Origin of the sequence: Shewanella mangrovisoli (assembly GCF_019457635.1) — a bacterium.
GTDB lineage: Bacteria > Pseudomonadota > Gammaproteobacteria > Enterobacterales > Shewanellaceae > Shewanella > Shewanella mangrovisoli.
On record NZ_CP080412.1, the window covers coordinates 2,095,512 to 2,119,617 of the forward strand.

Below are 24,106 nucleotides of genomic sequence, written 5' to 3' on the forward strand. Positions count from 1 at the left end.
TTTATAACAATCAGAAGCCCTGGCGATCGCCGGGGCTTTTTTTAGGTCGAGGAAAATACATGTTTTATAAAATCGCACAGAAAGTCATGTTTCAGATGGATCCTGAGCGAGCGCATAATTTAGCCATTGGCAGCCTGAAAATGACAGGTAATAGCCCACTGAATGCGTTTTATGCCCAGAATATTGCGCCAGCGCCCGTCAGCTTTATGGGACTGACTTTTCCAAACCCTGTCGGTCTTGCCGCGGGTATGGATAAAGATGGCGAATCGATCGATGCCTTTCATGCGATGGGATTTGGTCATGTGGAAGTGGGCACTGTGACCCCAAGACCACAACCCGGTAATGATTTACCCCGTTTATTTAGATTAAAACCCGCAAAGGCGATCATTAATCGCATGGGTTTTAATAACAAAGGTGTCGATAATCTGGTCAAAAATTTGATCGCAAAGAAAACCGATATCATGGTTGGGGTCAATATTGGTAAAAATAAAGACACTCCAGTAGAGCAGGGCAAAGACGATTATTTGATCTGCATGGATAAAGTTTATCCCTATGCGGCCTATATTGCGGTGAATATTTCATCACCGAATACACCCGGATTACGATCGCTGCAATATGGCGATCTATTAGATGAATTATTAAGCGCATTAAAAACCAAGCAACTTGAGTTGGCCGAGAAACATAAAAAATATGTGCCAATTGCCCTTAAAATTGCGCCCGATTTAACCACGGAAGAAATCGAAAATATAGCTAAATCCTTGATTAAAAACAAGTTTGATGGCGCGATTGCGACTAACACAACGTTAACCCGTGACGGTGTCAGTGGCCTTGCGAATGCCAATGAAAGTGGTGGGTTAAGTGGTAAGCCATTGACTGAGCTTTCAACTAAAGTGATCAAACAATTAGCCACTTATTTAAATGGCCAGATCCCGATCATTGGTGTTGGTGGTATTAACTGTGCTGAAGATGCGTTAGCAAAATTTGATGCAGGCGCGACTATGGTGCAGATTTACTCAGGTTTTATTTACCAGGGTCCAAAGTTAATTAAAGAAATTGTAGAAGCTTACCGCTTAAAATAATGATCTTTAGATCATGATAGGATCTAAAATAAGATCTTTTAATAATAACTGCGATCTAAAACGATCATTAGATCGCAGTTAAGATCTCAAAACGGATCCACTAAGTAATTGTTAACTAATCTGTATTTTATTATTTTTATTTTGATATTGAATAAAATATCTACTATGATGTGCGAGTGTTCAAATAGTAGGTAAACGTTATGTTATTATTGCCACAAAAGGATTGGCACTGGAAATATAACGATTCGTATGGTGTATTAGGCGTTTCGTTAGGTGCCGAGATAGAATTTCTGACGGCTTATAAAGCAAAATCATTAATTCCTGATGCCTTATCAAGCATGGAATTTAATATTGCGCACGCCAAATTCTATATGAGCTTGCTCGACAAGTTGCCGAAAACCTTATCCCTTACCGATGCCGCCATAGTGCAAATCGCCCTAAATGCGACAGCCGCGCATTTTATGCTGACACCGCAAATGCCAAAATCATGGTTTTTTGATTGCAGCGATGTGTGCGTATTTAGCGATGTAGGCAAAGTCTTTGAGCTTAAATGCCAAAAACAACGGGCATTAGTCTTAGTCATAGAAAACACCCTTCAATCCGCGTTGGTGATGTTATTATCGCCAGAATGTGTGTTATCCGGCGCGAAAACCATGACGCAATTTGAAACCATTAAGGTGATGCATAATCGCTTACACCCATTAAGGGTACAGCGTCATGTTGTCGCAGCATAAATGACGGTCTAGCCAAGCCTTGGCCGTCATTTTTATTTCGAGCTATTGCCAACATAATCAGGTGTTATTCTCTATTATTTCCGCACTTTTTCCGCGAATCTGACGTTATTGAGATGCTATTGATTAGCAGGTCGCACTTATCCCATTAAACCTACATGATTGACTGAAAGTCAATTTAGAATATTGACAGTGTTATATCTCCTTATTAATCCAAATTATAGGCTTTAGTGATACTCATCATCCCGATGTTTGAACGCAAGGTATGTGGGTAAATATAGATATGAGCGCTCTCGAATTACTCTTCATTTATCTTAGAAATGGTGTTAATAAACTAGGATAGACAATAAGTTTAGGAACAGGCGATTCATTAGATTGGTAAACCTTAAGATAAGTCGACCAGTTGAATATATCTTCAAATTTCTTTGTCGATACTTTAGTGAATAATGGGCTTTGTTTGCCTATATCGCTAAGGAAACAAAGCCCAGTCAATTTACTTACTACTTAATGCACTATTTTTATGTACTATTTTAATGTGCTATTGCTCGGTGAAGGGGCGGCCATAGTAGCTGTCGAGCAGTAGCTGTTTTAGCTCACTAATCAAGGGGTAGCGAGGGTTGGCGCCAGTACATTGGTCATCGAAGGCATCCTCGGCGAGCTCGTCTAGTTTGGCGAGGAAGTCGGCTTCGTTAACTCCCGCTTCTTGGATAGATGCTGGAATGCCCAGCGTCTTCTTGAGTTGCTCGATTTTTTCCAGCAATTTCTCGACTTTTTCCGCATCTGAACTTCCACCTAAGGCTAAATAATCGGCAATGGCCGCGTAGCGACAGAGGGCTTTGGGTCTGTCGTATTGGCTGAATGCGGCTTGCTTAGTGGGTAAGTCGGTCGCATTAAAGCGGATCACGTTACTAATGAGTAGCGCATTGGCCAGTCCATGGGCTAAGTGGAACTCGGCGCCCAGTTTATGGGCCATAGAGTGACAGATCCCAAGGAAGGCGTTGGCAAAGGCGATACCAGCAATCGTGGCGCCATTGTGCACTTTTTCACGTGCAATAGGGGATGCGGCGCCAAGCTGATAAGCATCGGGTAAATATTTGCACAGTAGGTCAAGAGCTTGCAGAGCTTGACCATCACTGTACTCATTCGCCATTACGCTGACATAGGCTTCGAGCGCGTGGGTGATCGCATCGATTCCGCCGAAAGCGGTTAAGGATTTCGGCATATCCATCACCAGATTCGGGTCAACAATCGCCATGTTTGGGGTGAGTTGATAGTCGGCGATGGGGTACTTTTTACCTGTTTGTTCATCGGTCACCACGGCAAAAGGTGTGACCTCAGAGCCTGTGCCGGATGTGGTGGGGATCGCCACCATAGTGGCTTTGACGCCCATTTTAGGGAATTTATAGATACGTTTACGGATATCCATGAAACGCAGGGCTAAATCGGCAAAGTCGACATCGGGATGCTCGTACATCACCCAAATAATCTTGGCTGCATCCATGGGCGAGCCACCGCCTAAGGCGATAATCACATCGGGTTTAAAGCTATTGGCGACTTTGGCACCTTGGCGCACTGTGGCCAGTGTGGGATCGGCTTCCACCTCGTAAAAGACTTCGGTTTCAAGGCCCTGGGCTTTTAAAATCTTTAAGGTTTCGTCGCAATAACCTTGGTTAAACAGGAATCTGTCGGTCACTACGAGGGCGCGTTTTTTATCGCTCAATTCTTCAAGGGCGATGGGTAAACTGCCGCGGCGGAAGTAAATAGATGAAGGAAGCTTGTGCCACAGCATGTTTTCAGCCCTCTTAGCGACGGTTTTCTTATTGATTAAATGGCTTGGACCGACGTTTTCAGAAATCGAGTTTCCGCCCCAAGAGCCGCAACCTAAGGTGAGCGAAGGAGCGAGTTTAAAGTTGTACAGATCGCCAATTCCGCCTTGTGATGCAGGAGTGTTGATTAGAATTCGCGCGGTTTTCATTCTAAAACCAAAGGTTTTCACCCGCTCGGTTTGGGTGTCTTGGTCGGTATATAAGCCGGATGTGTGGCCAATGCCGCCTAAGGCAACTAAGGCTTCGGCTTTATCGACGGCGTCATTGAAATCGGCGGCGCGGTACATGCCAAGTAAAGGAGAGAGTTTTTCGTGGGCAAAGGCCTCTGCCTCAGTGATATCGGTGACCTCACCAATTAATACCTTGGTGGTGTGTGGGACATCAATGCCCGCCATTTGCGCTATGGTCGCGGCACTTTGGCCGACGATATCGGCATTTAAACCGCCATTTTTAAGGATGACTTGTTGCATTGCAGCAGTTTGCGCCGCATTTAAGAGATAACCACCGTGGGTGGCAAAGCGCTCTTTAACTTGTTCGTAGATACTATCGACTACAATCACCGCTTGCTCTGAGGCACAGACAACACCGTTATCGAAGGTTTTAGACATCAAAATCGAGCTGACCGCACGTTTTATATCGGCGGTTTCATCAATCACAATCGGCGTGTTACCCGCGCCCACGCCAATCGCGGGTTTGCCGGAGGAGTAGGCGGCTTTCACCATTCCTGGGCCACCAGTTGCGAGGATAAGGTTCACTTTAGGGTGGGTCATCAATTGATTGGAAAGTGCCACACTGGGCTCATCAATCCAACCGATAATGTCCTTGGGCGCACCGGCGGCAATGGCGGCATCTAGCACCAGTTTGGCCGCTGTGGTGGTCGAGACTTTCGCCCTTGGGTGAGGGGAGAAAATAATCGCATTGCGGGTTTTAAGGCTGATCAACGCTTTGAAGATGGCGGTGGAGGTGGGATTGGTGGTGGGGACAATCCCACAGATAATACCCACGGGCTCGGCGATTGTGATAGTGCCGAAGGTGGGGTCCTCAGATAAAATCCCGCAGGTCTTTTCATCTTTGTACTTGTTATAAATGTACTCGGAGGCAAAGTGGTTTTTAATCACTTTGTCCTCAATCACCCCCATTCGGGTTTCGGCGGCGGCCATTTTCGCGAGCGATATACGCGCATCGGCGGCGGCCAGTGCGGCGGCGCGGAAAATCGCATCGACCTGGACTTGGCTAAAACTGGCATATTCGGCTTGCGCTTTGGCGACGCGCTCGACCATGAGATCCAGTTCTTGAGCATTGGTTACTGTCATGATTAAGACTCCTAAAAAGATTTAGGGAATGCGCGATTCGCTAAATCTTCTTTATGGTGAAAAATTACACCTAAAGCCTAAGTGAAAGTGTGATCATTCAATCAGTTTGGCGCTTTTATGTAATAAAAATACAGTAACAATGATCTGTTTTAGCCTCTTTGACCTAAAATGAGTCGAGTATCTAAAGCAGCTATTACTCAAACTTGTGATTTAACCTCAAAAATCTCATTTTTCAGTCATCTGTGGTTAAGCTACTATACTTGCCCTTACGGTTAGTTTGATGAAATTGGCGTGACACGCTCAATAAGGACTGCAACTTGGAGTTAACACTTTACGTTAAATTTTTTCTTGGCCTGGTTGCCATTATCAACCCCATTGGTTTGTTGCCAGTGTTTGTGAGCTTAACCAGTCATCAAACCGAAGCCGAGCGCAACCATACGGGTAAAGTGGCTAACTTTGCGGTGGTGGTGATCCTGCTGGTGACCATAGTGGCGGGGCAACATATTTTGAATATGTTTAGCATTTCACTCTCGGCCTTTAGGATCGCTGGCGGCACCTTGATCGCGATTATTGCGATGTCGATGCTGCAGGGTAAATTGGGTGAAGTAAAACGCAACCAAGAGGAAGACCGCGAATCTTCGGCGATGGAGTCAGTGGCGGTGGTGCCGTTAGCCTTGCCGTTAATGGCAGGCCCTGGTGCGATTAGCTCGGTCATCGTGTTTGCCGCAGAGCATAATTCCTTCTCCAATTTTGTGGCGATGTTTATCACAGTGATCATTTTTGGCTTGGTGAGTTTCGCCCTGTTCAGAATGGCATCAATCATCTACAAAATTCTTGGTAAAACAGGGATTAACGTTATTACCCGTTTGATGGGGCTATTAATGCTGTCGATTGGGATTGAGGTGATTGCCGCTGGTATTAAAGGGCTGTTCCCACAACTTTTTAGCTAAAAATGAAGATGGGAGGACACCAAGTCCTCCCTTGTTTTAACTGTGGCATTGGCACAATTATCGACCTAGTTCTTTTGGTTTCCCTTAAGTCTTATTCTCCGACTAGAGTAGGTCTTCTACCACGCTAATGAGTGCAAGCATCTGTTTTTTAGGTATTTAGCAGTTGCTAAATTAGCGCAAAATGGTCGTTATCGTGTTAATCCTATGCTATACCTTATTTGTCTTACTTTTTAACCCCATCTAATAAGGATATCGCTATGAAATGGCAATGGATTGGCAACCTCAGCTTAAAGCAAAAATTACTTATGGTTGTATTGCCACCGTTATTTGCGTGTTTTCTGTATGGTGCGTTGTTTCTCATTGAAAAATATGAATATCGTCAAGAACTCAAGCTGATTGTGCAATTGAGTGAACTCGCCGTCACCAACAGTAATTTGGTGCATGAGTTACAAAAAGAGCGCGGCATGAGCGCTGGCTTTATTGGTTCTGCGGGTAAAGCCTTTGCAGGTAAAATCCCTGGTCAAAGACAGTTGACCGACACTCAGTTGAGGCAATTCCAGGATTTCATTTCAAACAATGCGTTACCTGAAGTGTTTGCGCCTAAGTTGCGGGAGATAAACACCCAACTTGGCCGCCTTTCTAGCATACGCTCGCAGGTAGATAGCTTATCCATTAGTGTGGCCGATGAAGTGGCCTATTACACCGACTTAAACAAACAGCTATTAGCCATCGTCGATGAAACGGCAAAGGCGGGGGCTAACCAAGAAATTGCCATTAAGGCTGCAGCATTCAGTGCCTATCTACAGATGAAGGAGAGGGCGGGGATTGAGCGTGCTGTACTGAGTTCAACCTTCGGCCAAGCAGGCTTTAAGCCTAAGGTTTATGCCAAGTTTATTACCTTAGTCTCTGAGCAAAATACGTATCTTGAGCGCTTCTTGGCGCTGGCCACGCCCAATTTAGTGGATGGTATTCGCCAGCTGCAGAATGGTAACGAAGTTAAAGAGGTTGAGGTATTAAGACAAATAGCAACCGATCAAGATAATCAGAAAATTCAACAACAAAACCCAGAGGATTGGTTTGCTAAATCCACGGCGCGTATCGATCGTTTGCGTGACTTTGAGCAACAAGTTTCTGCTGATCTGTTAAAAACCACCACAGACCGACTCTTTACTGCCAACGAGCATATGTTCTTCGTGCTGGTGACCTTAACTGTGGTGCTAGTCTTAGTGTTATTGCTGAGTTTGTCGGTGATCCGTTATCTACACGACAGTGTGCATCATGTGTATTCGACGGTGACCAAGGCAAGAAAACATTATGATCTTAGTGTGCGCTTAACCCAAAACAGCTCGGATGAATTTGGGGAATTAGCCATTGCATTCAACGATATGATGAATGATTTCGAGAGTGTTATCCTGCAAGTGCGTGCTAGCGCTAGCAAGTTACAGCAAGCGGTAGAGCAAATGGATGTGTGCACCCACGCAATGGAGCAAGATGTGATGGCAGGGCACAGTGAGGCTGAGCAAGTGGCCTCGGCAATGACAGAGATGAGCGCAACCGTGGCAGAAATCGCCAGTAACGCCGTTAATGCCTCGGAAGCTTCCACCGCGGCGAACCATGAAGCGAAAGCGGGTAATATCGAAGTGGGCCGCACCAGTGCCGCCATTAAGGCTTTAGCCAATGATATTGATGGCGCCTCTAAAGCCATTAATGAACTCGACCGTGAAATCCACGGTATTGTGGTGGTGCTCGATGTGATCAGCGGCATCGCCGAACAAACGAATCTACTCGCGCTTAATGCGGCAATTGAAGCGGCAAGGGCTGGCGAAATGGGACGAGGCTTTGCTGTAGTGGCCGATGAGGTGCGAAGCCTCGCGCAGCGCTCACAAACCTCGACCTCGGATATTAAGAACATGACGGATAGACTCAAATCTGGTGCCAGCATCGCCGTTAAAGCGATGGAGCGCGGGCTGATGCAGGCCAATAACAGCGTGCACGAAGCCGAGCAGGCGGGGATTGAGCTTAAACGCATCGTCGAGCAGGTGGATATTATCGACCGCATGAACGAGCAAATTGCCACGGCAACCCATGAGCAGTCCGCCGTGTCAGAGGATGTGAATCGCAATGCATTAAAGATCAGTGAAATTTACCTCAATACCCAGAGGATTTCGGATGAATTACGGGAATTGACCAAAGCACTGACCTACGATGCGGCTTTAATGTCTAAGGAAGTGAACAAGTTCCACGTCAATTAATGGTGAAAGCCGGACATAAATCCCACTTTATCAGGCGGTTTGTTTAGCAATTGCGCAACCGCCTGAAATCCTCTCTTTTTTACTTGACCACCCACAGGCTTTTGCGTACAGTACCGCTCCGTTAACGACGAAAGCTTACGAGTAAAGCTTATGAAGTTGTAACATCGTGGCTGATTAACACGTAAAACGAATCACAACAATCTGGTGAGATGTCCGAGTGGCCGAAGGAGCACGCCTGGAAAGTGTGTATACGGAAACGTATCGAGGGTTCGACTCCCTCTCTCACCGCCAAATTTAAAGAACGGGAATCAGTAACTTACTGATTCCCGTTTTTGCTTTGGGACGAATTTGGGAAAATGCAATTTTTGCCTTGATGACTAGCATTTTACTCTAGGTATGCCACCCCACAGTGTGGTGTATTGTGGTGTGAGTAATGTGCGGCGCATTGCCCATTTCTGTTCTATGCCTTGTGCGGCTAAAAATAAGGTATCTCGCCCATAACGGGCATTTATTCCATCAAATGCGTTCATTAGTGTGGGTTTAGTTTTAGATAAATTGAACAAATCGAGTTGTTGATACCTATTTTGTTCGAGATTTATCAGGCCTATTCCTATTTTGTAGTACTTAACTCCTGGTCGAAATAATCTTGGTGCTGCTAAAGACGCTGCTTGCGTCATCTCAATGGTACAATTGGTTGCTGTGGTGAAATGGATAAGGGATTTAAAACCAACGGGTTGTTCATCGTAAGGGGAGTTATTGGCAAAAATCAGCATCGATTTGCAGCATGAACCCTGCGCTCTGGCTTTTGCCGCTGCAATCCCAACGTGTTTGCTCAATGCTTGTAGTAACGCCTCAAAATCCATGATGCGCTCACCCACGGAGCGAGTGGAAAATATCTGTTGTTTATCTGCCCGTGTGTGATCCCATTGTTTACAGGCTGTGCCATTAAGCTCTCGGACGGTTCGCTCTATCTCTATGCTGAATTGCTTGCGAGCAAGGCCTGTTGGCATTTGTGCCAGATCGTAAGCGGTGTGAATGCCCATACTCACCAATTTTTTGCTGAGGCGGCGCCCAATTCCCCATACATCACTGACTAAGAGTTGTTTAAGAATTTCAATTCGTTGAGGTTCATTATCTATCAGACAAACACCATGATAGCCGGGTAATTTTTTAGCGGCATGATTAGCGATTTTAGCCAGTGTGAGTGTTGCACCTATGCCAACGCAAACGGGTATGCGAGCTTCTTTCCAAACGGTTTGGCGGATGCGAAGGCCGTGTGTTTTTAAGCAGGGGATGCTGGTGTGGCAGTGCTTGAAGGATAAAAATGATTCATCAATGGAGTAAATATGTTGGTCGGGAGCGAAGCGGCCGATGATTTCCATCATTTTTGCCGACAAATCGGCATAGAGCTCGTAGTTGCTAGAACACACTATTACCCCTAGTTTGGCGCATTGTTCTTTGACATGAAAATACGGCGCAAATTTGGGGATGCCGAGTTCTCTCGCCTGACGGTTGGCTGCCACGATACAGCCATCGTTATTGCTTAGTACGATAATCGGTTTGCCGCGCCAATCGGGGCGGAACACTTGCTCTGCGGAGCAATAAAACGAGTTAGCATCGACTAAGGCGTACATGACCATAAGCCCTGTAATGAAGATTTAAAATGCATTCTAATCGAGCGAATAACAATTCCTTCAACACTAAAAGTGTCGCAATCTCGTATCGGCACGGCATGGTATTGCGGATTAGCAGACAGTAACATCCTGCGTTTTTTATCAAAAATTTTGCAGATAAACTCGCCATTGAGCTGGGCAACGATAACGGCTCCCTGTAATGCGTTAACTTGTCGGTCAATAATTAATACATCTCCATCATATATCCCTTCATCTTGCATGGAGTTCCCTTGGGCGACACCAAACCAGGTTGCGCAAGGGTGTAATACCAATAGATCATCCAGGTTTGTCCTAAGCTCAGAATAGTCTGAAGCAATATTAATAAAATCATTGAGATAGAAATGCTGCCTCAAGGTTCGGATCACGACCCCTTCAACGCAAAAATCATCGTAATCGTGTATCACTATGGCTTGGCAGTTTTCATGGGAAGAGAGCAGCATTCTCTGTTTTTCATCATAGATTTTGCAGATGAACTCGCCATTGAGTTGGCCATAAATCACACACCCTGTGTGAGGTTTAACATGGCGATCGATGACCAGCAGATCGCCATCGAATATGCCGACACCTTTCATCGAATCGCCTTGAGCGATGCAAAGCCGTGTTGCACTGGGGTGCAATACGAGTAAATCATCAAGACACAATCCAAGCTGAGTATATTCTGCTGCTGGGCTTTCAAAGCCGCTAATTCCCGCGTGAGCGGGCCAAGGAATAATAGGGTAAACACGCATAGCAATATAATTACTGTATATAAATACAGTAATTATAGCGAGCATTGTTCTATTCGCAAATGGGACTGAGTGTTAAATTGGCTTGCTAGTCAGTCAGCACAGATTAACCACCTAATTAAGTTAGTGTTTTACTTAGTATCAGTCAGTGGCGTGTTTTGAAAAATGCAGCAGCCGATTATTGGCGGGCATGGCGGTATCAGCAATCAGTGTGAAGGCTTGCGCTTGGGCGAGCTGAATAATCCATTCAATGTCCCGAATCCCACTCTCACTATCTCTTTGTTTTAAATACTGATCGAATTGACGATTGCTGTCGCTGGTAAACTGGCCTTGGTAGTTAAAAGGGCCGTAAATACAGAGGGTTTTGAGTTGTGGCAAATATTGGCCCAAGCCAGTAAAAAACGCTTCAACCATAGCTTGACTCATAATATGCAGGGTATTGGCGCTGAATACGGCGTCGATACGGGGGTTATCGATGGGCCAAGGTTGGGTGACATCGAGTGCTAAGGGCAAGCCGAGGTTGTTGATGCCTTTTTGATGCCCTTGTTGGCGGCATCTTGCGCTAATGCCTTCAAGGTAATCAGTTTGGTCGCTGGTTTGCCAAAAAAGCTGAGGCAGATTTTCAGCAAAGTAGACCGCGTGTTGTCCGGTGCCACTGCCAATTTCAAGCACCTGTTTGGCGTTGGCAAAGGCGGTTTTTAGCACGGCGAGTATAGGCGCTTTGTTATTTTCACAGGCTTGAGAAAAGGACAGCAAGCTTGGCGGCGTTTGAGAGTCCTGAAACATGGTATGTCCTAAATTTTTCCTTGCGAGGGGCAGGCAAAGTGTTTGTCTTACAAAAAGCGGGGTGTCAGCCTGCCATCGCGGTGATGATGGTCTGTAGCTTAAGCCAATGCGGCGGCGAATTCTATTGATAAGCACGATTCTGGATGGGTGCACTGCTTGAGTTTCATGCCGGTCCTACAATCTTATGTTGACCCAGATATTGGCTTCGATATACTCAAAAATTCTGAACAAATGTAAAAAATATAAAACAAAAATAACTCAAATCTGTTCAAAGGAGCCCTATGTCTGCCAAACGCTGCGCCTCTTATTACAATGCCACCATTAAGCAAGAGTCTGATTATCCAGAACTTGAAGGCGATATTCGGGTCGATGTGGCCATTATCGGTGGCGGATTTACCGGTGTAGCGACGGCGGTAGAATTGGCCGAAAAGGGTTACCAAGTGGCGCTACTTGAGGCCAATAAAATTGCCTGGGGCGCCACAGGCCGCAATGGTGGCCAAGTGACGGGGAGTTTATCCGGCGATGCCGCCATGACCAAGCAATTGCGGCATCAGCTTGGTCAGGAGGCCGAGGATTATGTGTGGGATCTGCGCTGGCGCGGCCACGATATTATCAAAAACAGAGTGGCGAAGTATGGCATTGATTGTGATTTAAAATTTGGCCATATCCAGACGGCGTATCGCCCCGCACATCTGGGCGAGTTACAGCAAATGTTCGATGAAGCCAATCGCCGTGGCATGGGTGAGTTTATGACCTTAGTGTCTGCGCAGGAGATGCCCGCCTACTTAGCTTCGCCCTTGTATCACGGCGGGTTGGTTAATCGGCGTAATATGCATCTGCATTCGGTGAATTTATGTCTTGGTGAAGCGCGAGCTGCGGCCTCCTTGGGCGCTAAAATTTTTGAATATTCACAGGTGCTGGATATTCAGCAAGGAGAGCTGGCAACTGTAGCCACGCCAAAGGGTAGGGTGAAGGCAAACAGTGTGCTTATCGCCGGTAATGCCTATCATAAATTGGGCCGACCTCAGCTGCGAGGCATGTTATTTCCCGCCTCACTTGGCAATTGCGCGACGGCTCAATTGCCGTCAGAGCTGGCTAAGCAACTGAATCCGCAGGATTTAGCCGTGTATGATTGCCGCTTTGTGCTGGATTATTACCGCTTAACCGCCGATAACCGGTTGATGTTTGGCGGTGGTACCAATTACAGCGGCCGCGATCCTAAAAACGTTGCCGCCGAGCTGCGTCCGGCGATTGAACGCACTTTCCCTCAATTAAAAGGCGTCGACATTGAATTTGCCTGGGCAGGCATGGCGGGGATCGTGATTAACCGTATTCCCCAATTGGGCAAAATTGCCCCGAATATCTTCTATTGTCAGGGATATTCGGGCCATGGCGTCGCGACATCCCATATTATGGCCGAGATTATGGGGCAGGCGATCGATGGGCAAATGCGCGAGTTCGATCTCTTCGCCGCGATGCGTCATATCCGGATCCCATTGAATGAATGGTTTGGTAATCAGGCCCTTGCGTTAGGGATGCTGTATTACACCCTGAGGGAAAACTGGCGCTAAATAGCTTGTAATCCATCAAACTCTAGCGACATTATTAGTGCTCAAATGGTGATTTGTGACTCGGGGTCGCTGCAATGGATTAGTCGCTATTCATTCACCGTCGCCAGTTTTTCCGCCAGATAATCCACGAATACCCGCACTTTGGCGCTCAGGTGACGATTCTGTGGATAGAGCGCCCAAATCCCTTCCTTGGCTTCGCGGTGGGCGTCGAGGAAGGAGATGAGTCTACCTGCATGAATGTCCTCCTCAATATAATAATCAGGGAGTTGCACTATCCCTATGCCCTTTAACGCTGCATCGCGCAGGGCATAACCGCTGTTGCAGATAAGGTTGCCGCGTACCTTGATATTGCGCTCGCGGCCATTTTCGATAAAGCGCCAGTAATTGTGATTCCCGATCAGGCAATTATGTTGATTTAACTCCGAAAGCGTATGGGGCTCACCGTATTTTTCAACGTAACTGGGTGAGGCGGCCACATAATGGGTGCGGCTACTCAAGGGTTTAGCCATCAGGCTGGAGTCGGCGAGTTTGCCAAGGCGAATGGCCAAATCATAGCCGCCTTCAATCAAGTCTAAGGTTCGGTTGGTGAGGTCGACATTAAATTCCACACTGGGATACTGCACCATAAAATCATTGAGTAATGGCATGATAAATTTTTCGCCGTAGGCCACGGGCGCGGTGAGTTTCACCAGTCCTTGGGGCGAGCCTTTTAGATCGGTAATGGCCCGTTCGGCCTCCTCGAGTCCAGTCTGTAATTGGCGGCAATGGCGATAATAAATCGTGCCTTCTTCGGTGAGCGATACCTTGCGAGTCGTACGGTAAAACAGCTTAGTGCCGAGGCGATTTTCCAGCGCGCCGATCTGCCGACTCACGTGGGCGGTGGACACATTGAGGCGCTGCGCCGCCAAGGTAAAGTTCTCGGCTTCGGCTACTGCCACAAATTCTGATATGCCATCCCAAAGGTACATTATTACTCCTTAGTAAAAATGAATTGCCAAAATGCTAGATTATCAATCCTCAGGAAATAAATACAATCTAGTGACTGCATTACTGCACACTATTTTTTTAAGCTTATCCGTCCGCCCCAATCTATGCTTACAAGCGAGTCGGGCTAGGATAAGCCGTAAGTCGATAAGCCCATTGATTAAGAGAAGGAAAGGCAAGCATGTCGAACGAAAAACCACAGTTTATCAAGTCAAAGGCCGCCGTGGCCTGGGGGCCTGGACAGCCGCTCAAGATTGAAGAAGTCGATGTGATGTTACCTAAAGCCGGCGAAGTGTTAGTTCGCATCGTGGCGACTGGGGTATGCCATACCGATGCGTTTACCTTAAGCGGTGACGATCCAGAAGGCGTGTTCCCAGCGATCCTCGGCCATGAAGGCGGTGGTATTGTTGAGCAAGTGGGCGAAGGCGTGACCAGCGTGCAGGTGGGCGACCATGTGATCCCACTTTACACGCCAGAATGCGGCGAATGTAAATTCTGTTTATCGGGTAAAACAAACCTGTGCCAGAAGATCCGTGCGACCCAAGGCAAAGGTTTAATGCCAGACGGCACCACGCGTTTCTATAAAGATGGCCAGCCAATTTTCCATTACATGGGTTGTTCTACTTTCTCTGAATACACTGTATTACCTGAGATTTCATTGGCTAAAGTCAATAAAACCGCGCCATTAGAAGAGATCTGTCTGCTGGGTTGTGGTGTGACGACAGGTATGGGCGCCGTAATGAACACCGCTAAGGTGGAAGAGGGCGCGACCGTGGCGATTTTCGGCCTTGGTGGTATCGGTCTTTCGGCCATTATTGGCGCAACAATGGCTAAAGCCAGTCGGATCATTGCCATCGATATCAATGAATCCAAATTCGAACTTGCCCGTAAATTAGGGGCAACCGATTGTATTAACCCGAAACATTTCGACAAACCTATTCAAGAGGTGATTGTCGAAATGACCGATGGCGGCGTGGATTACTCCTTCGAATGTATCGGTAATGTCAATGTGATGCGCAGCGCGCTCGAGTGTTGCCACAAGGGCTGGGGTGAGTCTGTGATCATTGGGGTTGCGGGCGCAGGGCAGGAGATTTCTACCCGTCCATTCCAACTGGTGACGGGCCGCGTATGGCGCGGTTCTGCCTTCGGTGGCGTGAAAGGACGCTCGCAATTACCTAAAATCGTTGAACAATACCTAGCGGGTGAGTTTAAGCTCGATGACTTTATCACCCACACTATGGGACTTGAGCAAGTCAACGAAGCCTTCGACTTGATGCATGAAGGCAAGAGCATTCGCAGCGTGATCCATTTCGATAAATAATCACGCTCTTTGATATCACAGCAGCAGATAACCGCAAACGGCTTATCTGCTGCTTATGCGTTTTAAGCTGCCTTGAACGGCAAGCTAAACGCTAAATGTGAACAGGAAAGGGATTGAAATGACCATAGAAAATATCAGCTGTAACAAGAGTTTTGGTGGTTGGCACAAACAGTATCGCCATCAATCTCAGGCGCTGAATTGCGAGATGCGCTTTGCGATTTATCTGCCTCCCGAGGCGGCCAACAAACCTGTGCCTGTGTTGTATTGGCTATCGGGCCTCACCTGTACCGACGAAAACTTTATGCAGAAGGCGGGCGCGCAGCGTATTGCGGCTCAATTGGGGATGGCCATCGTTGCCCCCGATACCAGCCCACGTGGTGATGATGTCGCCGATGCTCCGGATAAAGCCTATGACTTAGGTCTCGGCGCGGGGTTTTATTTGAACGCGACCAGAGCGCCTTGGAATCGTCACTATAAAATGTACGACTATATAGTGCATGAACTGCCAGCGTTGATCGAAGCCAATTTCCCCGTAACAGATCAACGCGCTATTTCTGGCCATTCGATGGGCGGGCACGGCGCGTTAGTCATAGGGTTAACCAATCCCCACAGATACAGTTCAATCTCGGCCTTTAGTCCTATCAGTAATCCAAGCAACGCGCCTTGGGGGATTAAAGCTTTTACCGAGTATTTGGGCGAGAATCGCGAGCACTGGCGCCAATACGATGCCTGTGAGTTACTCAAACTGGCGATTAACGAAGTGCCCGTATTAGTCGACCAAGGTGACGCCGACAGCTTTTTAGAGGCGCAACTGATGCCGCAAACGCTCAGTGATATCGCCAAAGCAAAAGGTTACCCCTTAGATTTGCGTATGCAGGCGGGGTACGACCATAGCTATTATTTTATTGCGAGCTTTATCGAAGAGCACCTTAAATTCCATAGCTTGTATTTTAAATAAGGCTGCCTAGCGTTAACCCCCAAGCATTAAACCTCAGAGTTAAAGCCTAGGGTTAAATATTAAAAAGCGCGGTGAACTCAAGTTCACCGCGCTTTTTATTTTCTACGGACAAATTGCGATGTCATTCAACATGTCATGTTGTTCCATTGCGCCTGAATGATTTGAATGCAGCGGCTATATCTCAAATAAGAAAAAGCTGTTAAGTTCTCGCCAATAGGAATATCGGGTTTAATAGGAATGGCTGGGTGCAATAGCATTGCCTTAATCACTCGGTAGTTACCGTCTTAGTGTGGGCATTTTATTTGAGTTAATCCGCTCGCCCAATCTAAATGGCATAGGGACATAATGCGTATCACTCTAACGATTTTACTCCTCTGTTTTAGCCTATCTGCCTCGGCCATAGTGGTGCGCCACGATGTGGATGCGCAAAAGTACCTTGCCGACGCGAGCGATTTTCCACCCTTAGCCACTTTTTATATCGATGGCGCCCATGGGAGCTTAATCAAGCCAGATTGGATTGTGACCGCGGCTCACGCCACTTTTTGCATCACCCCCGGGAGTGATATTCGGATACTGAATACTTACCATAAGGTCGACAGTGTATTTGTGCATAAGGGGTATCAGCCAGGCATTAGCCACGACATTGCGTTAATCAAATTAGTCGACCCCGTAAAAGGCGTGACGCCTGCTCGACTCTACAAACAATCCGATGAATTAAGCAAAAACATCTGGTTTATCGGGGCGGGTGGCACCGGAAATGGTTTAACGGGGCAAACCGTGGATAATGGCGCCAATGCAGGAATGCTGCGCAAAGCGCAAAATAGCGTCGAATTTGCCCAAGGGCCATTATTAACATTTACATTCGATTCAGAGGATGACGCGCTACCCTTGGAAGGGGTTTCTGGCGGCGGAGATAGCGGTGGTCCAGCCTATCTCACGCTTGAGGGCATACATTACTTACTTGGGATCAGCTCCAGAGTGGATGGCGGCGAAATCGGCAAGTATGGTGTGGTGGAAGTGTATTCCAGAGTGTCTTTCTTTAGCGCTTGGATTGAGGATATCACCAGTGGCGACGCCAAACTGCAGCAGCAATTCGCCCTGCCAAAACTGGATAAACTGCCTGCAGGCCTGACGGCGCCAATGTTAGCTGAAGTCTGTACTGAGATAAGATTAAAACCATCTCTTTAATGCGATAGATTTAACCTCGGCTAATTCTACTTCATACCAACTTATGTCACGGCTAAGTGCGCGGTTAACTGAATAGTGGCGAAAGACAACATACAACGATAGGGAGTTCAATATGAAATGGATGTTCGTTCTGTTACTGGCAATTGCGAGTACCGCCAATGCCATGATTATTAGGCATGATGTGGAAGATGCGAAATATCAAGCGGCGGCGCAAAGCGATAATTCGACGGTCACCTTTTTAGGACTTTATAAAGGCGATGAAATTGTGCTTGGCACTGGCAGCCTTATCGATAAGCAATGGATTGTGACGGCGGCGCATGTGGCGAATGAGCTAAAGACTGGCAATAAAGTGCAATTTAAAACGGATTTCTACTCGATTAAAGAGGTGATAAAACATCCACTTTGGAAAGAAAGGCATTTTCCCAATGACATAGCATTGGTTCAATTGGCTTCATCCATTGAAGATGCAACACTCGCTAAATTGAATCATGCCTCTACCGAAACGGGCAAAATCGCCACCTTCGTCGGACGCGGCGATTATGGTAATGGGCTGGAGGGTGTCGCGGGGGCCGATAAACAATTACGTGCGGCACACAATGCCGTGGTCGGGGTGCAGGATCAATGGCTGCAATTTGTCTTTGACCGCGACGCAAATGCCTTGCCATTGGAGGGGATAAGTGGTCCTGGAGATTCGGGTGGCCCCGCATATCTCGCCTCGGCCGATTCAGTTTGCCTTATCGGTGTCAGCTCATGGCAAAATGCCGAGTCAACCAATTGGGAAGAGGGCAAGTATGGCGTGATTGAACATTACTCACGTATTTCATACTTTCGAGATTGGATTGAGCAAACGTTATTTAAAGCATCAAATATTAGGCTCGCTGGCTGCTCTGATAGCTAATTGATAACCACGAGCAATGTGTGCCTAACCTCAACTTATCTGCTTTAGGAAACTATGGGTAAACTGCCGATTTTGTGTTGCTCACTCGCCATGTTGTTTGGTTGCCATACGAGGGGGACTTATGAACAAACAAGCCAAGAGTTGACGGGACTTGAAGTAATAGCGCCCCATCTTGGTTACTTCAAATCATGGGCGCCAATTGGCAATGAAGGAGCCAATCAGATGACGGCTGAGCGACAAGTTGAGCAAGTTCAGGCGCTGAATTTGTGTTTGGAACAGTTGAGCTCATCTGCTGAAATGTTACCTAGCCATGCGCTTCGCAGTGTTTTACTCGTCCAGTGTATGCAGAAACAAGGCTGGCAATTCGTGGTTGAAGAGCTGTATATCACTCGGTAGTAAAAATCGCGCACAAATTTAACTTCATCTCTTGGGACTTTCCAAGTGCAATCGCATTGAGAGAGTCAATCTGCAAGTTATGCTTGAGACAAAAACGCCTGCAATTGCAGGCGTTTTTGTCTGTACTAACTCTCTATTTTTTAACCCATTTTCCTTGGGCATTTTGCACATAGTTGCCTTTATCTGTGGCGGCGATGGCTTTTTCACCGGCAAGTTTGGCCACATCGGCGGCGGAAATATTGTTCTTTTTAGCGATGGTTTCGTAATGGGCGCGGCGTTTGTTGTTCACATCGTCCATCACGGCCTTGGCCTCGCTATTATTTTGCACTAGACCCAAATAGCCATTGAGCTGCTCACCTAAGTAACCTTGGGATTTGGCTTCCTGCAATGACATGGCAAAGGCATTTAAGCTGAATAAACTCAGGCCGAGCAACAGCAGTAATGTGGGCTTTTGTAGCAGGGTTTTGAGTTGCATTGATTTCATTGTATATTCCTCAATTCTTTGTGATTAGAACAACTTATCATCTGATAGAAGCTGATCTAGCTCCTTATCCACTTTGATTTTTATCTCGTGTTCAATTTTCACATTGAGATTAATCACAATCGGTTTATCAGGCGGCTCAATCTTTACCGTTGGCGCACAGCCTTGCAATGCCGCCAGTAGCAGCAATGTACCTATACTCACTTGCTGTAATTGAATGATCTTCACTGAGGTTTCCTTGTTACTTCACGGATTTTTCGATTCTGTCCTGCAGATCGTTACCAATCTGAAGACTCCTGAATAATTGCAGCATGTTCTCTTCATGAGAGTAATTCAAGTGGATAGGACGTTCAATCCCTCGGCTGCGGCCTTTGACTTCCACTAATAAGTTGGCATCGCCGGTTTGATCCATATCGAAACTACTGGATAACTGGCTGTATTCTAAATGTTCTAGTGCCGAAAATACAAAATCGAGATAAGGCTGCGATTGGCGCATTTGATCGACCGCAGGATTACCCGAAATGGCGATGAGGCCGCCGGGCGCACGGGCCGCCAGCTGGCCACCGCTGATCGAGACTTTGCCATCGACCAAATCTACGGGTAGAACACCATCGAAAATACCATCGGCATAGATACCAATTTGTGGCTGAATACGCAGCACTTCCTCAAGGCTCATGCCCTGCAATAATAGATAGGCGTGGGATTTGTCCTGCAATTTTAAATTAAAATCAGGCAGTAAAAACTGACCGCTCAATACTTTGCCCTTAGCAGTCATTGAGACATCGGTATCACTTAAGCCCGTGAGTTGTTGCAGCCAATTGTCGGGAAGCTTCTCCGCATCCTTGGCGAGGACAATATCGGCCTCTACTTCGATGTCGGTCAAGGGGAAGCCGGGATCGAACAAGTTAAAAGTCATCATGGTTTGCGGGCAGTTCAGTCGGCTTAAACTGCTGAAATAGCCTGGCGCTTGTGGCGACTTATAGGATTGCCCCCAGGTGAACTCGCATTGGGCCTGTAATTTCCCGCCTTCAAAGGTCGTGTCTTGATAAAAACCTTCCAGCTCTGTCATCGACTGGGTAATTTGCATCGCAAATTGGGTCTGTTCTGGCTCATGTGTCAGCTTAAATTGTGCCTGTAATTGGTTGTGACCGGTCACATTTAACTCAGCGGGCAAGGGCTGGGTTTGATTCAGCAAAGATAACGCCTCTGTCATGCTGGTATCGACAACCCACTGACCCGTTAACAGCAGGGGGTTGTGAGACGTGGCGAACTGTAATTGATGCTCGCTTTGCAGCTCAACCGTGCCGACTTGCCACTGTTCATGGCCGTGAAGACGCTGGTTTTGCCAGTTTAACGTCTGCGCGAGCGTTAAATTATCCAGTTTAAGGACAGTTTGTTTACGTGTGCGGCCTCTGGCGTTGAGCTGCTTTTCAATCAAGAGTTGCTGCGCTTGCCAGTTAACTTGGTTAGTCAACTGACTCGATTGGATAGTATTTTCAATGGATTGCTGCGAGGAGTAATCGAGCGTCATTGGCTTTGATGTCTCAAGGGAAAACGCCTTGAGGCTAATATCGTTGCGACTGCTCTGTATTGCGCTCGGGGCGGTGCCCGCAAGATTCTCTACCGCTTGGCTTACGCGCAGTTGCGACAGGGCGAGCGAGAGCGGCGGCAGCTTGAAGGTAATCTCGGTCGATTGCGCGCCAGTTGTATCCTGAGTCGCTAACGGGGTTGCACTGGCGGCCATGGGGGCCTTGGCGTTGAGCTGAATACTGCTAAGGCTTAACTGCGTCTGTTTCGTTTGGTGCTCGGCGGCTTGCGCTGTTTGTTGTAGCTGCACATCTTCCAGCGCAAATTGCAGAGTGTTGCTTGAGTCACTTGAATCACTCGTCACTGGCGCTGTGCTCACTTGCCAGTTGAGCCCTTGAGCCGACTGAGCAACACTGACATGACCCGCCGTTTGCAACATTCCCGCGCCCCAACTGAGATCCTGCGGCGCAGCATGCCAAAGCTCCCGCAGCGTCAGTGGGGAAGTTTGCTTAAGCGCGAGTTGCCAGCGGCTCGCGACATTCCAAGCATCTGGCGTGGGCGTTAACTGGGTCTCTTGCAAGTGAATGCGCGTCTCAAGCTTACTGCCTAGGGTGGTTAACTCTATTGCGGGCAGCGCTATTGGTTTATGGGTGTTCGCTTGAGATGTCAGCGCATAGTGCAGCGGCGCTGTCATCGAAAAAGCAAGGCCCACGGGCGCCTCGTTGCTTTTCAGCCCCGAGAGTAGGGTAAGGAGCGATTGAGAGTTTTCATCGCTCAATTGCAGAGACTGATTAAGTGCCGCTAATAGCTGCGTGTGCTGTGCCGCATTCGGCGTAAGCGCAAGGCTAAAGGGCTCAAGGGTGAGATTGAGTGAGGCAAGTGATCCGCTAAGCTCAAACCCCAAAGCCGGCTGGGGCGCGAGTGTTAAGTCGGCAAAATGGATTAAGCTGATGTTGGGCTGCTGAATGCGGTGGCGGCTTGTGATTTCGCCTGTGGCGAGTGTCATTGCACTCTCAGAACTCAGTTGCCCACTTAATCCTATCCCAAGTTGCTGCCACTGTTGATCCCACAGAGTTAGTTGGCTGAGGATGCTCCCTTGGGTTTGGCGCAGGCCAATTTGATGCAAGTTTTCCAGTAGCGGTGCGATATTCAGTTCGCTCTTGAGGCGCCATTGTTCGTTGCCAAGCGTGGCGGCAAGCTCGGCTAACGGCTCACCCTCGGAGCTGCTAAAGGCTGTGGTTAATTCACCTTGATGATTCAGGCTGAGTTTATCCATCATCAGCTGATAGGCGGGAAGCTCAGCCTGCGGCGCTAATCTGAGTGTGGTTTTACCTATATCAATTAAGGGTAAGGATTTGATATTTAACGCCAGCGCCGGTGTTTGTTCATCGGCAATGGTGGGGCTTCGCTCTAGCAGCGATGCGCCGAGTTCAACGTCTATCTCGCCCGTGCTAATACGCTTGATTTTTTGAGTCAAACTCTCAACTTGGACAAGTTGCTTCAGTTCATCAAGGCTCTTGGGCCAGTTGAGTTCAAGCTGAATATCAAGATCATTTATTACTAAATGCGAGTCATGTACGCGTAGACTCGCAGAGCGAATTTGCCAATGTTCTAAACCCATGGGGCCTAAACGAATATCGCTAAGCTCACCGTCCATGCCGCTTAATGCATAATTTGCGACGCGCAGGATCAGGGCTTCGGTTTGGCTGTTGACAATCCAAATGGTTAGCGCCGCGCCAGCTAACAGGCCGGCCACTGTGGTGGCAATCAGGCTTTGTTTTAGGCGCTTTTTGAGTGTTGAACCGCGGCGAGGCGCCGCCGAATATGGCGCTGCGGCCGCAGTCACTTCTTGAGGCATCGCCTGATGCGCGTGCTCGGCAGTCTCCTTATTTGGCGATGTCGGCGTGTTAACCATTGGGTTTTACTGTCATCCTTATCATCAGCGCCTGATTACAGTTCCCCATGGGAGCGTGAGGCGATTTGGGGCTGCCGATGCTCAGCGGCAAGCGGGATTAGCGGCAGTTTAACACTCAAGCCGCTGGCTGACTAATAAAGAACTTGGCAATCTTGCGCGAAGCAAGACTGAGTGCCTGTCATTATTCATCTTGATTTTACATGCACTTATACGGCTTAAAGTAAAATAGCTTTATCGCGATTGTTTATCCGCGCAGCTTATCCCAAAAGCTGAGCGCCAATCACGGCCACTCCGCAGAGCATAGCTAACAGTAAACCGAGCTTCCCCCCTGCGACGCGGTAACCTTGAGGCTGGTTGGCCTTATCGCGCGTTTGTCTTTGTACCCACACCATGGCCACGGGTAAAAAAATCGCGAGGATCACGAGGGCGATCGCCGCATAGCCGAGGGCGGTAATAAATCCCTGCGGGTAGAAGAGGGCAAAACCCAGAGGTGGCACGAAGGTAATGGCGGCGGTAACACTGCGACCCGCGGCATTATCCTGCTGCCTTAAGTTCGCCGCTATAAAGTCAAACAGGCCTAGGCTCACCCCTAAAAAGGAGGTTGCCAGCGCCAGATCGGCAAACACACTGATGGCAGAACTTAAGTATTGGCTGTGCAGTACACTGGCTAACTGATTGATAAAGCCTGAAAGACTCTGATTCGTCATCAGTTGGCTTTGACTGAGTACGCCTTGACTGCCCAGTTGCCACAGCAGGTAAATCAGTAGCGGTAACGCCGAGCCGAGCAGCATGATTTTACGCAGGCTTTTTACCTCAACGCCTAAGTAGCGCACCACGGATGGAATCGAGCCATGAAAACCAAAGGAGGTAAAAATAACTGGAATGGCCGACACGATAAGCCCTTGCTCTAGTGGCAACTCGAGTAAATGTGTGCCTTCGACCTGTGGCAGTAATAGGGCCAGCATTAGGATTAACGCGATGATTTTCAAACTAAAGAGCACGCGATTGATCAAATCGACACAATGGGTGCCTAAGCCGACTATGGTGCCGACTAACAGGGTAAATAAGATGGCGCCGGCCTGTGGCGGCAGATTTAATCCTAACCAAGCATTGAGCTTTTGATTGACTTGCTCGCCGCCACCCGCGATATAGGCGGCGCACAGGGCGTAGAGTAAAAACATGAGGGCAACACTGGCAATCACTTGGCCCTTAGCGCCCAAAAGCGTGCGCGCTAATTGGTTCAGGCTTGCATCGCTCGGGGCAAATTGATGGATTTCAACCATAAGCAGGGCGGTGTAGGCCATCAGCGCCCAGAGGAGCAACATGATCAGGCTCGACACACCAAAACCGAGTCCTGCCGAGGCGATAGGGAGTGCGAGCATGCCCGCGCCGATGGTGGTGCCTGCAATCAGTAGCAAACTACCGAAAAATTTATTTTGTGTCATAACTTTACGCTCAAACGTCTTTATTAATGGCTTAACTGTCTCAGTTGAGTGCTTTATTGAGGAGCTGTGCAGAGTGGCGCGTGATAC

Annotated in this window: 19 protein-coding genes, 1 tRNA gene and 1 pseudogene; 11 read left to right on the plus strand and 10 right to left on the minus strand. The window is 47.8% G+C overall.

Going from position 1 to position 24,106, the window contains the following annotated elements:
- Nucleotides 1-59: 59 nt before the first annotated feature.
- Together pyrD and K0H60_RS09260 are read left to right on the plus strand one after the other, a co-directional pair.
- Entirely contained in the window at nucleotides 60-1,079 is a 1,020-nt protein-coding gene (gene pyrD / locus K0H60_RS09255) for a quinone-dependent dihydroorotate dehydrogenase (protein ID WP_220057945.1), read from the plus strand.
- A 200-nt stretch (nucleotides 1,080-1,279) separates the two neighbouring features.
- On the plus strand, nucleotides 1,280-1,813 hold the full coding sequence (locus K0H60_RS09260) for a cell division protein ZapC (RefSeq protein ID WP_011716798.1): 534 nt from the start codon (nucleotides 1,280-1,282) through the stop codon (nucleotides 1,811-1,813).
- Nucleotides 1,814-2,348: 535 nt separating this feature from the next.
- Here K0H60_RS09260 and adhE read toward each other — a convergent pair.
- Nucleotides 2,349-4,949: a bifunctional acetaldehyde-CoA/alcohol dehydrogenase gene (gene adhE, locus K0H60_RS09265; RefSeq protein WP_220057946.1), complete on the minus strand. Its 2,601-nt coding sequence runs from the start codon at nucleotides 4,947-4,949 to the stop codon at nucleotides 2,349-2,351.
- 317 nt (nucleotides 4,950-5,266) lie between these two features.
- Here adhE and K0H60_RS09270 point away from each other — a divergent pair, with 317 nt between their 5' ends.
- The 3 genes from K0H60_RS09270 (at nucleotide 5,267) to K0H60_RS09280 (ending at nucleotide 8,442) form a co-directional block, all read left to right on the plus strand.
- On the plus strand, nucleotides 5,267-5,899 hold the full coding sequence (locus K0H60_RS09270) for a YchE family NAAT transporter (RefSeq protein ID WP_011622460.1): 633 nt from the start codon (nucleotides 5,267-5,269) through the stop codon (nucleotides 5,897-5,899).
- Between the two features lie 257 nt (nucleotides 5,900-6,156).
- Complete coding sequence (locus tag K0H60_RS09275) at nucleotides 6,157-8,151, plus strand: methyl-accepting chemotaxis protein (RefSeq protein ID WP_220057947.1); 1,995 nt, start codon at nucleotides 6,157-6,159, stop codon at nucleotides 8,149-8,151.
- Between the two features lie 203 nt (nucleotides 8,152-8,354).
- Nucleotides 8,355-8,442: transfer RNA gene (locus tag K0H60_RS09280), tRNA-Ser, on the plus strand.
- Nucleotides 8,443-8,528: 86 nt separating this feature from the next.
- On the opposite strand, the gene K0H60_RS09285 is transcribed toward K0H60_RS09280, so the two are convergent.
- The 4 genes and pseudogenes from K0H60_RS09285 to K0H60_RS09295 all read right to left on the minus strand — a co-directional run bounded on the left by K0H60_RS09285 (nucleotide 8,529) and on the right by K0H60_RS09295 (nucleotide 11,335).
- Nucleotides 8,529-9,785 carry a Y-family DNA polymerase gene (locus K0H60_RS09285; RefSeq protein ID WP_220057948.1) on the minus strand — a complete coding sequence of 419 codons (1,257 nt, stop codon included), beginning with the start codon at nucleotides 9,783-9,785 and terminating at the stop codon, nucleotides 8,529-8,531.
- Nucleotides 9,773-10,189: a LexA family protein gene (locus K0H60_RS20535; protein WP_258405822.1), complete on the minus strand. Its 417-nt coding sequence runs from the start codon at nucleotides 10,187-10,189 to the stop codon at nucleotides 9,773-9,775. Before K0H60_RS20535 ends, K0H60_RS09285 begins: the two co-directional genes overlap by 13 nt.
- Nucleotides 10,166-10,552, minus strand: a pseudogene (locus K0H60_RS20540) (LexA family protein); the annotation flags it as partial. The pseudogene K0H60_RS20540 and the gene K0H60_RS20535, both read right to left, overlap by 24 nt.
- A 138-nt stretch (nucleotides 10,553-10,690) precedes the next feature.
- Complete coding sequence (locus K0H60_RS09295) at nucleotides 10,691-11,335, minus strand: DUF938 domain-containing protein (RefSeq protein WP_220057950.1); 645 nt, start codon at nucleotides 11,333-11,335, stop codon at nucleotides 10,691-10,693.
- 281 nt (nucleotides 11,336-11,616) lie between these two features.
- Here K0H60_RS09295 and K0H60_RS09300 point away from each other — a divergent pair, with 281 nt between their 5' ends.
- Nucleotides 11,617-12,906: an NAD(P)/FAD-dependent oxidoreductase gene (locus tag K0H60_RS09300; RefSeq protein WP_220057951.1), complete on the plus strand. Its 1,290-nt coding sequence runs from the start codon at nucleotides 11,617-11,619 to the stop codon at nucleotides 12,904-12,906.
- A gap of 86 nt (nucleotides 12,907-12,992) precedes the next feature.
- On the opposite strand, the gene K0H60_RS09305 is transcribed toward K0H60_RS09300, so the two are convergent.
- Nucleotides 12,993-13,874, minus strand: coding sequence for a LysR substrate-binding domain-containing protein (locus K0H60_RS09305; RefSeq protein WP_220057952.1), 882 nt, complete (start codon nucleotides 13,872-13,874; stop codon nucleotides 12,993-12,995).
- 197 nt (nucleotides 13,875-14,071) lie between these two features.
- On the opposite strand from K0H60_RS09305, the gene K0H60_RS09310 reads away from it, so the two are divergent.
- The 5 genes from K0H60_RS09310 to K0H60_RS09330 all read left to right on the plus strand — a co-directional run bounded on the left by K0H60_RS09310 (nucleotide 14,072) and on the right by K0H60_RS09330 (nucleotide 18,651).
- The gene (locus tag K0H60_RS09310; RefSeq protein ID WP_011622557.1) at nucleotides 14,072-15,211 is read left to right on the plus strand and encodes an S-(hydroxymethyl)glutathione dehydrogenase/class III alcohol dehydrogenase; all 1,140 of its coding nucleotides are present in this window, start codon (nucleotides 14,072-14,074) and stop codon (nucleotides 15,209-15,211) included.
- Nucleotides 15,212-15,329: 118 nt separating this feature from the next.
- A complete protein-coding gene (fghA, locus tag K0H60_RS09315) occupies nucleotides 15,330-16,169 on the plus strand; it encodes an S-formylglutathione hydrolase (RefSeq protein WP_220057953.1) in 840 nt (279 codons plus the stop codon).
- 345 nt (nucleotides 16,170-16,514) lie between these two features.
- Complete coding sequence (locus tag K0H60_RS09320; protein WP_220057954.1) at nucleotides 16,515-17,357, plus strand: trypsin-like serine protease; 843 nt, start codon at nucleotides 16,515-16,517, stop codon at nucleotides 17,355-17,357.
- A gap of 112 nt (nucleotides 17,358-17,469) precedes the next feature.
- Nucleotides 17,470-18,255 carry a S1 family peptidase gene (locus K0H60_RS09325; RefSeq protein ID WP_220057955.1) on the plus strand — a complete coding sequence of 262 codons (786 nt, stop codon included), beginning with the start codon at nucleotides 17,470-17,472 and terminating at the stop codon, nucleotides 18,253-18,255.
- A gap of 54 nt (nucleotides 18,256-18,309) precedes the next feature.
- Nucleotides 18,310-18,651, plus strand: a complete 342-nt coding sequence (locus tag K0H60_RS09330) for a hypothetical protein (RefSeq protein WP_220057956.1) — start codon at nucleotides 18,310-18,312, stop codon at nucleotides 18,649-18,651.
- A gap of 133 nt (nucleotides 18,652-18,784) precedes the next feature.
- On the opposite strand, the gene K0H60_RS09335 is transcribed toward K0H60_RS09330, so the two are convergent.
- From K0H60_RS09335 to K0H60_RS09350, 4 genes are all read right to left on the minus strand, one after another.
- Nucleotides 18,785-19,135, minus strand: a complete 351-nt coding sequence (locus tag K0H60_RS09335; protein ID WP_220057957.1) for a YdbL family probable chaperone protein — start codon at nucleotides 19,133-19,135, stop codon at nucleotides 18,785-18,787.
- Between the two features lie 24 nt (nucleotides 19,136-19,159).
- Entirely contained in the window at nucleotides 19,160-19,360 is a 201-nt protein-coding gene (locus K0H60_RS09340) for a YnbE family lipoprotein (RefSeq protein WP_220057958.1), read from the minus strand.
- Nucleotides 19,361-19,373: 13 nt separating this feature from the next.
- A complete protein-coding gene (locus tag K0H60_RS09345; protein ID WP_220057959.1) occupies nucleotides 19,374-22,574 on the minus strand; it encodes an intermembrane phospholipid transport YdbH family protein in 3,201 nt (1,066 codons plus the stop codon).
- 257 nt (nucleotides 22,575-22,831) lie between these two features.
- The gene (locus K0H60_RS09350) at nucleotides 22,832-24,019 is read right to left on the minus strand and encodes an aromatic amino acid transport family protein (protein ID WP_220057960.1); all 1,188 of its coding nucleotides are present in this window, start codon (nucleotides 24,017-24,019) and stop codon (nucleotides 22,832-22,834) included.
- Nucleotides 24,020-24,106: the final 87 nt, after the last annotated feature.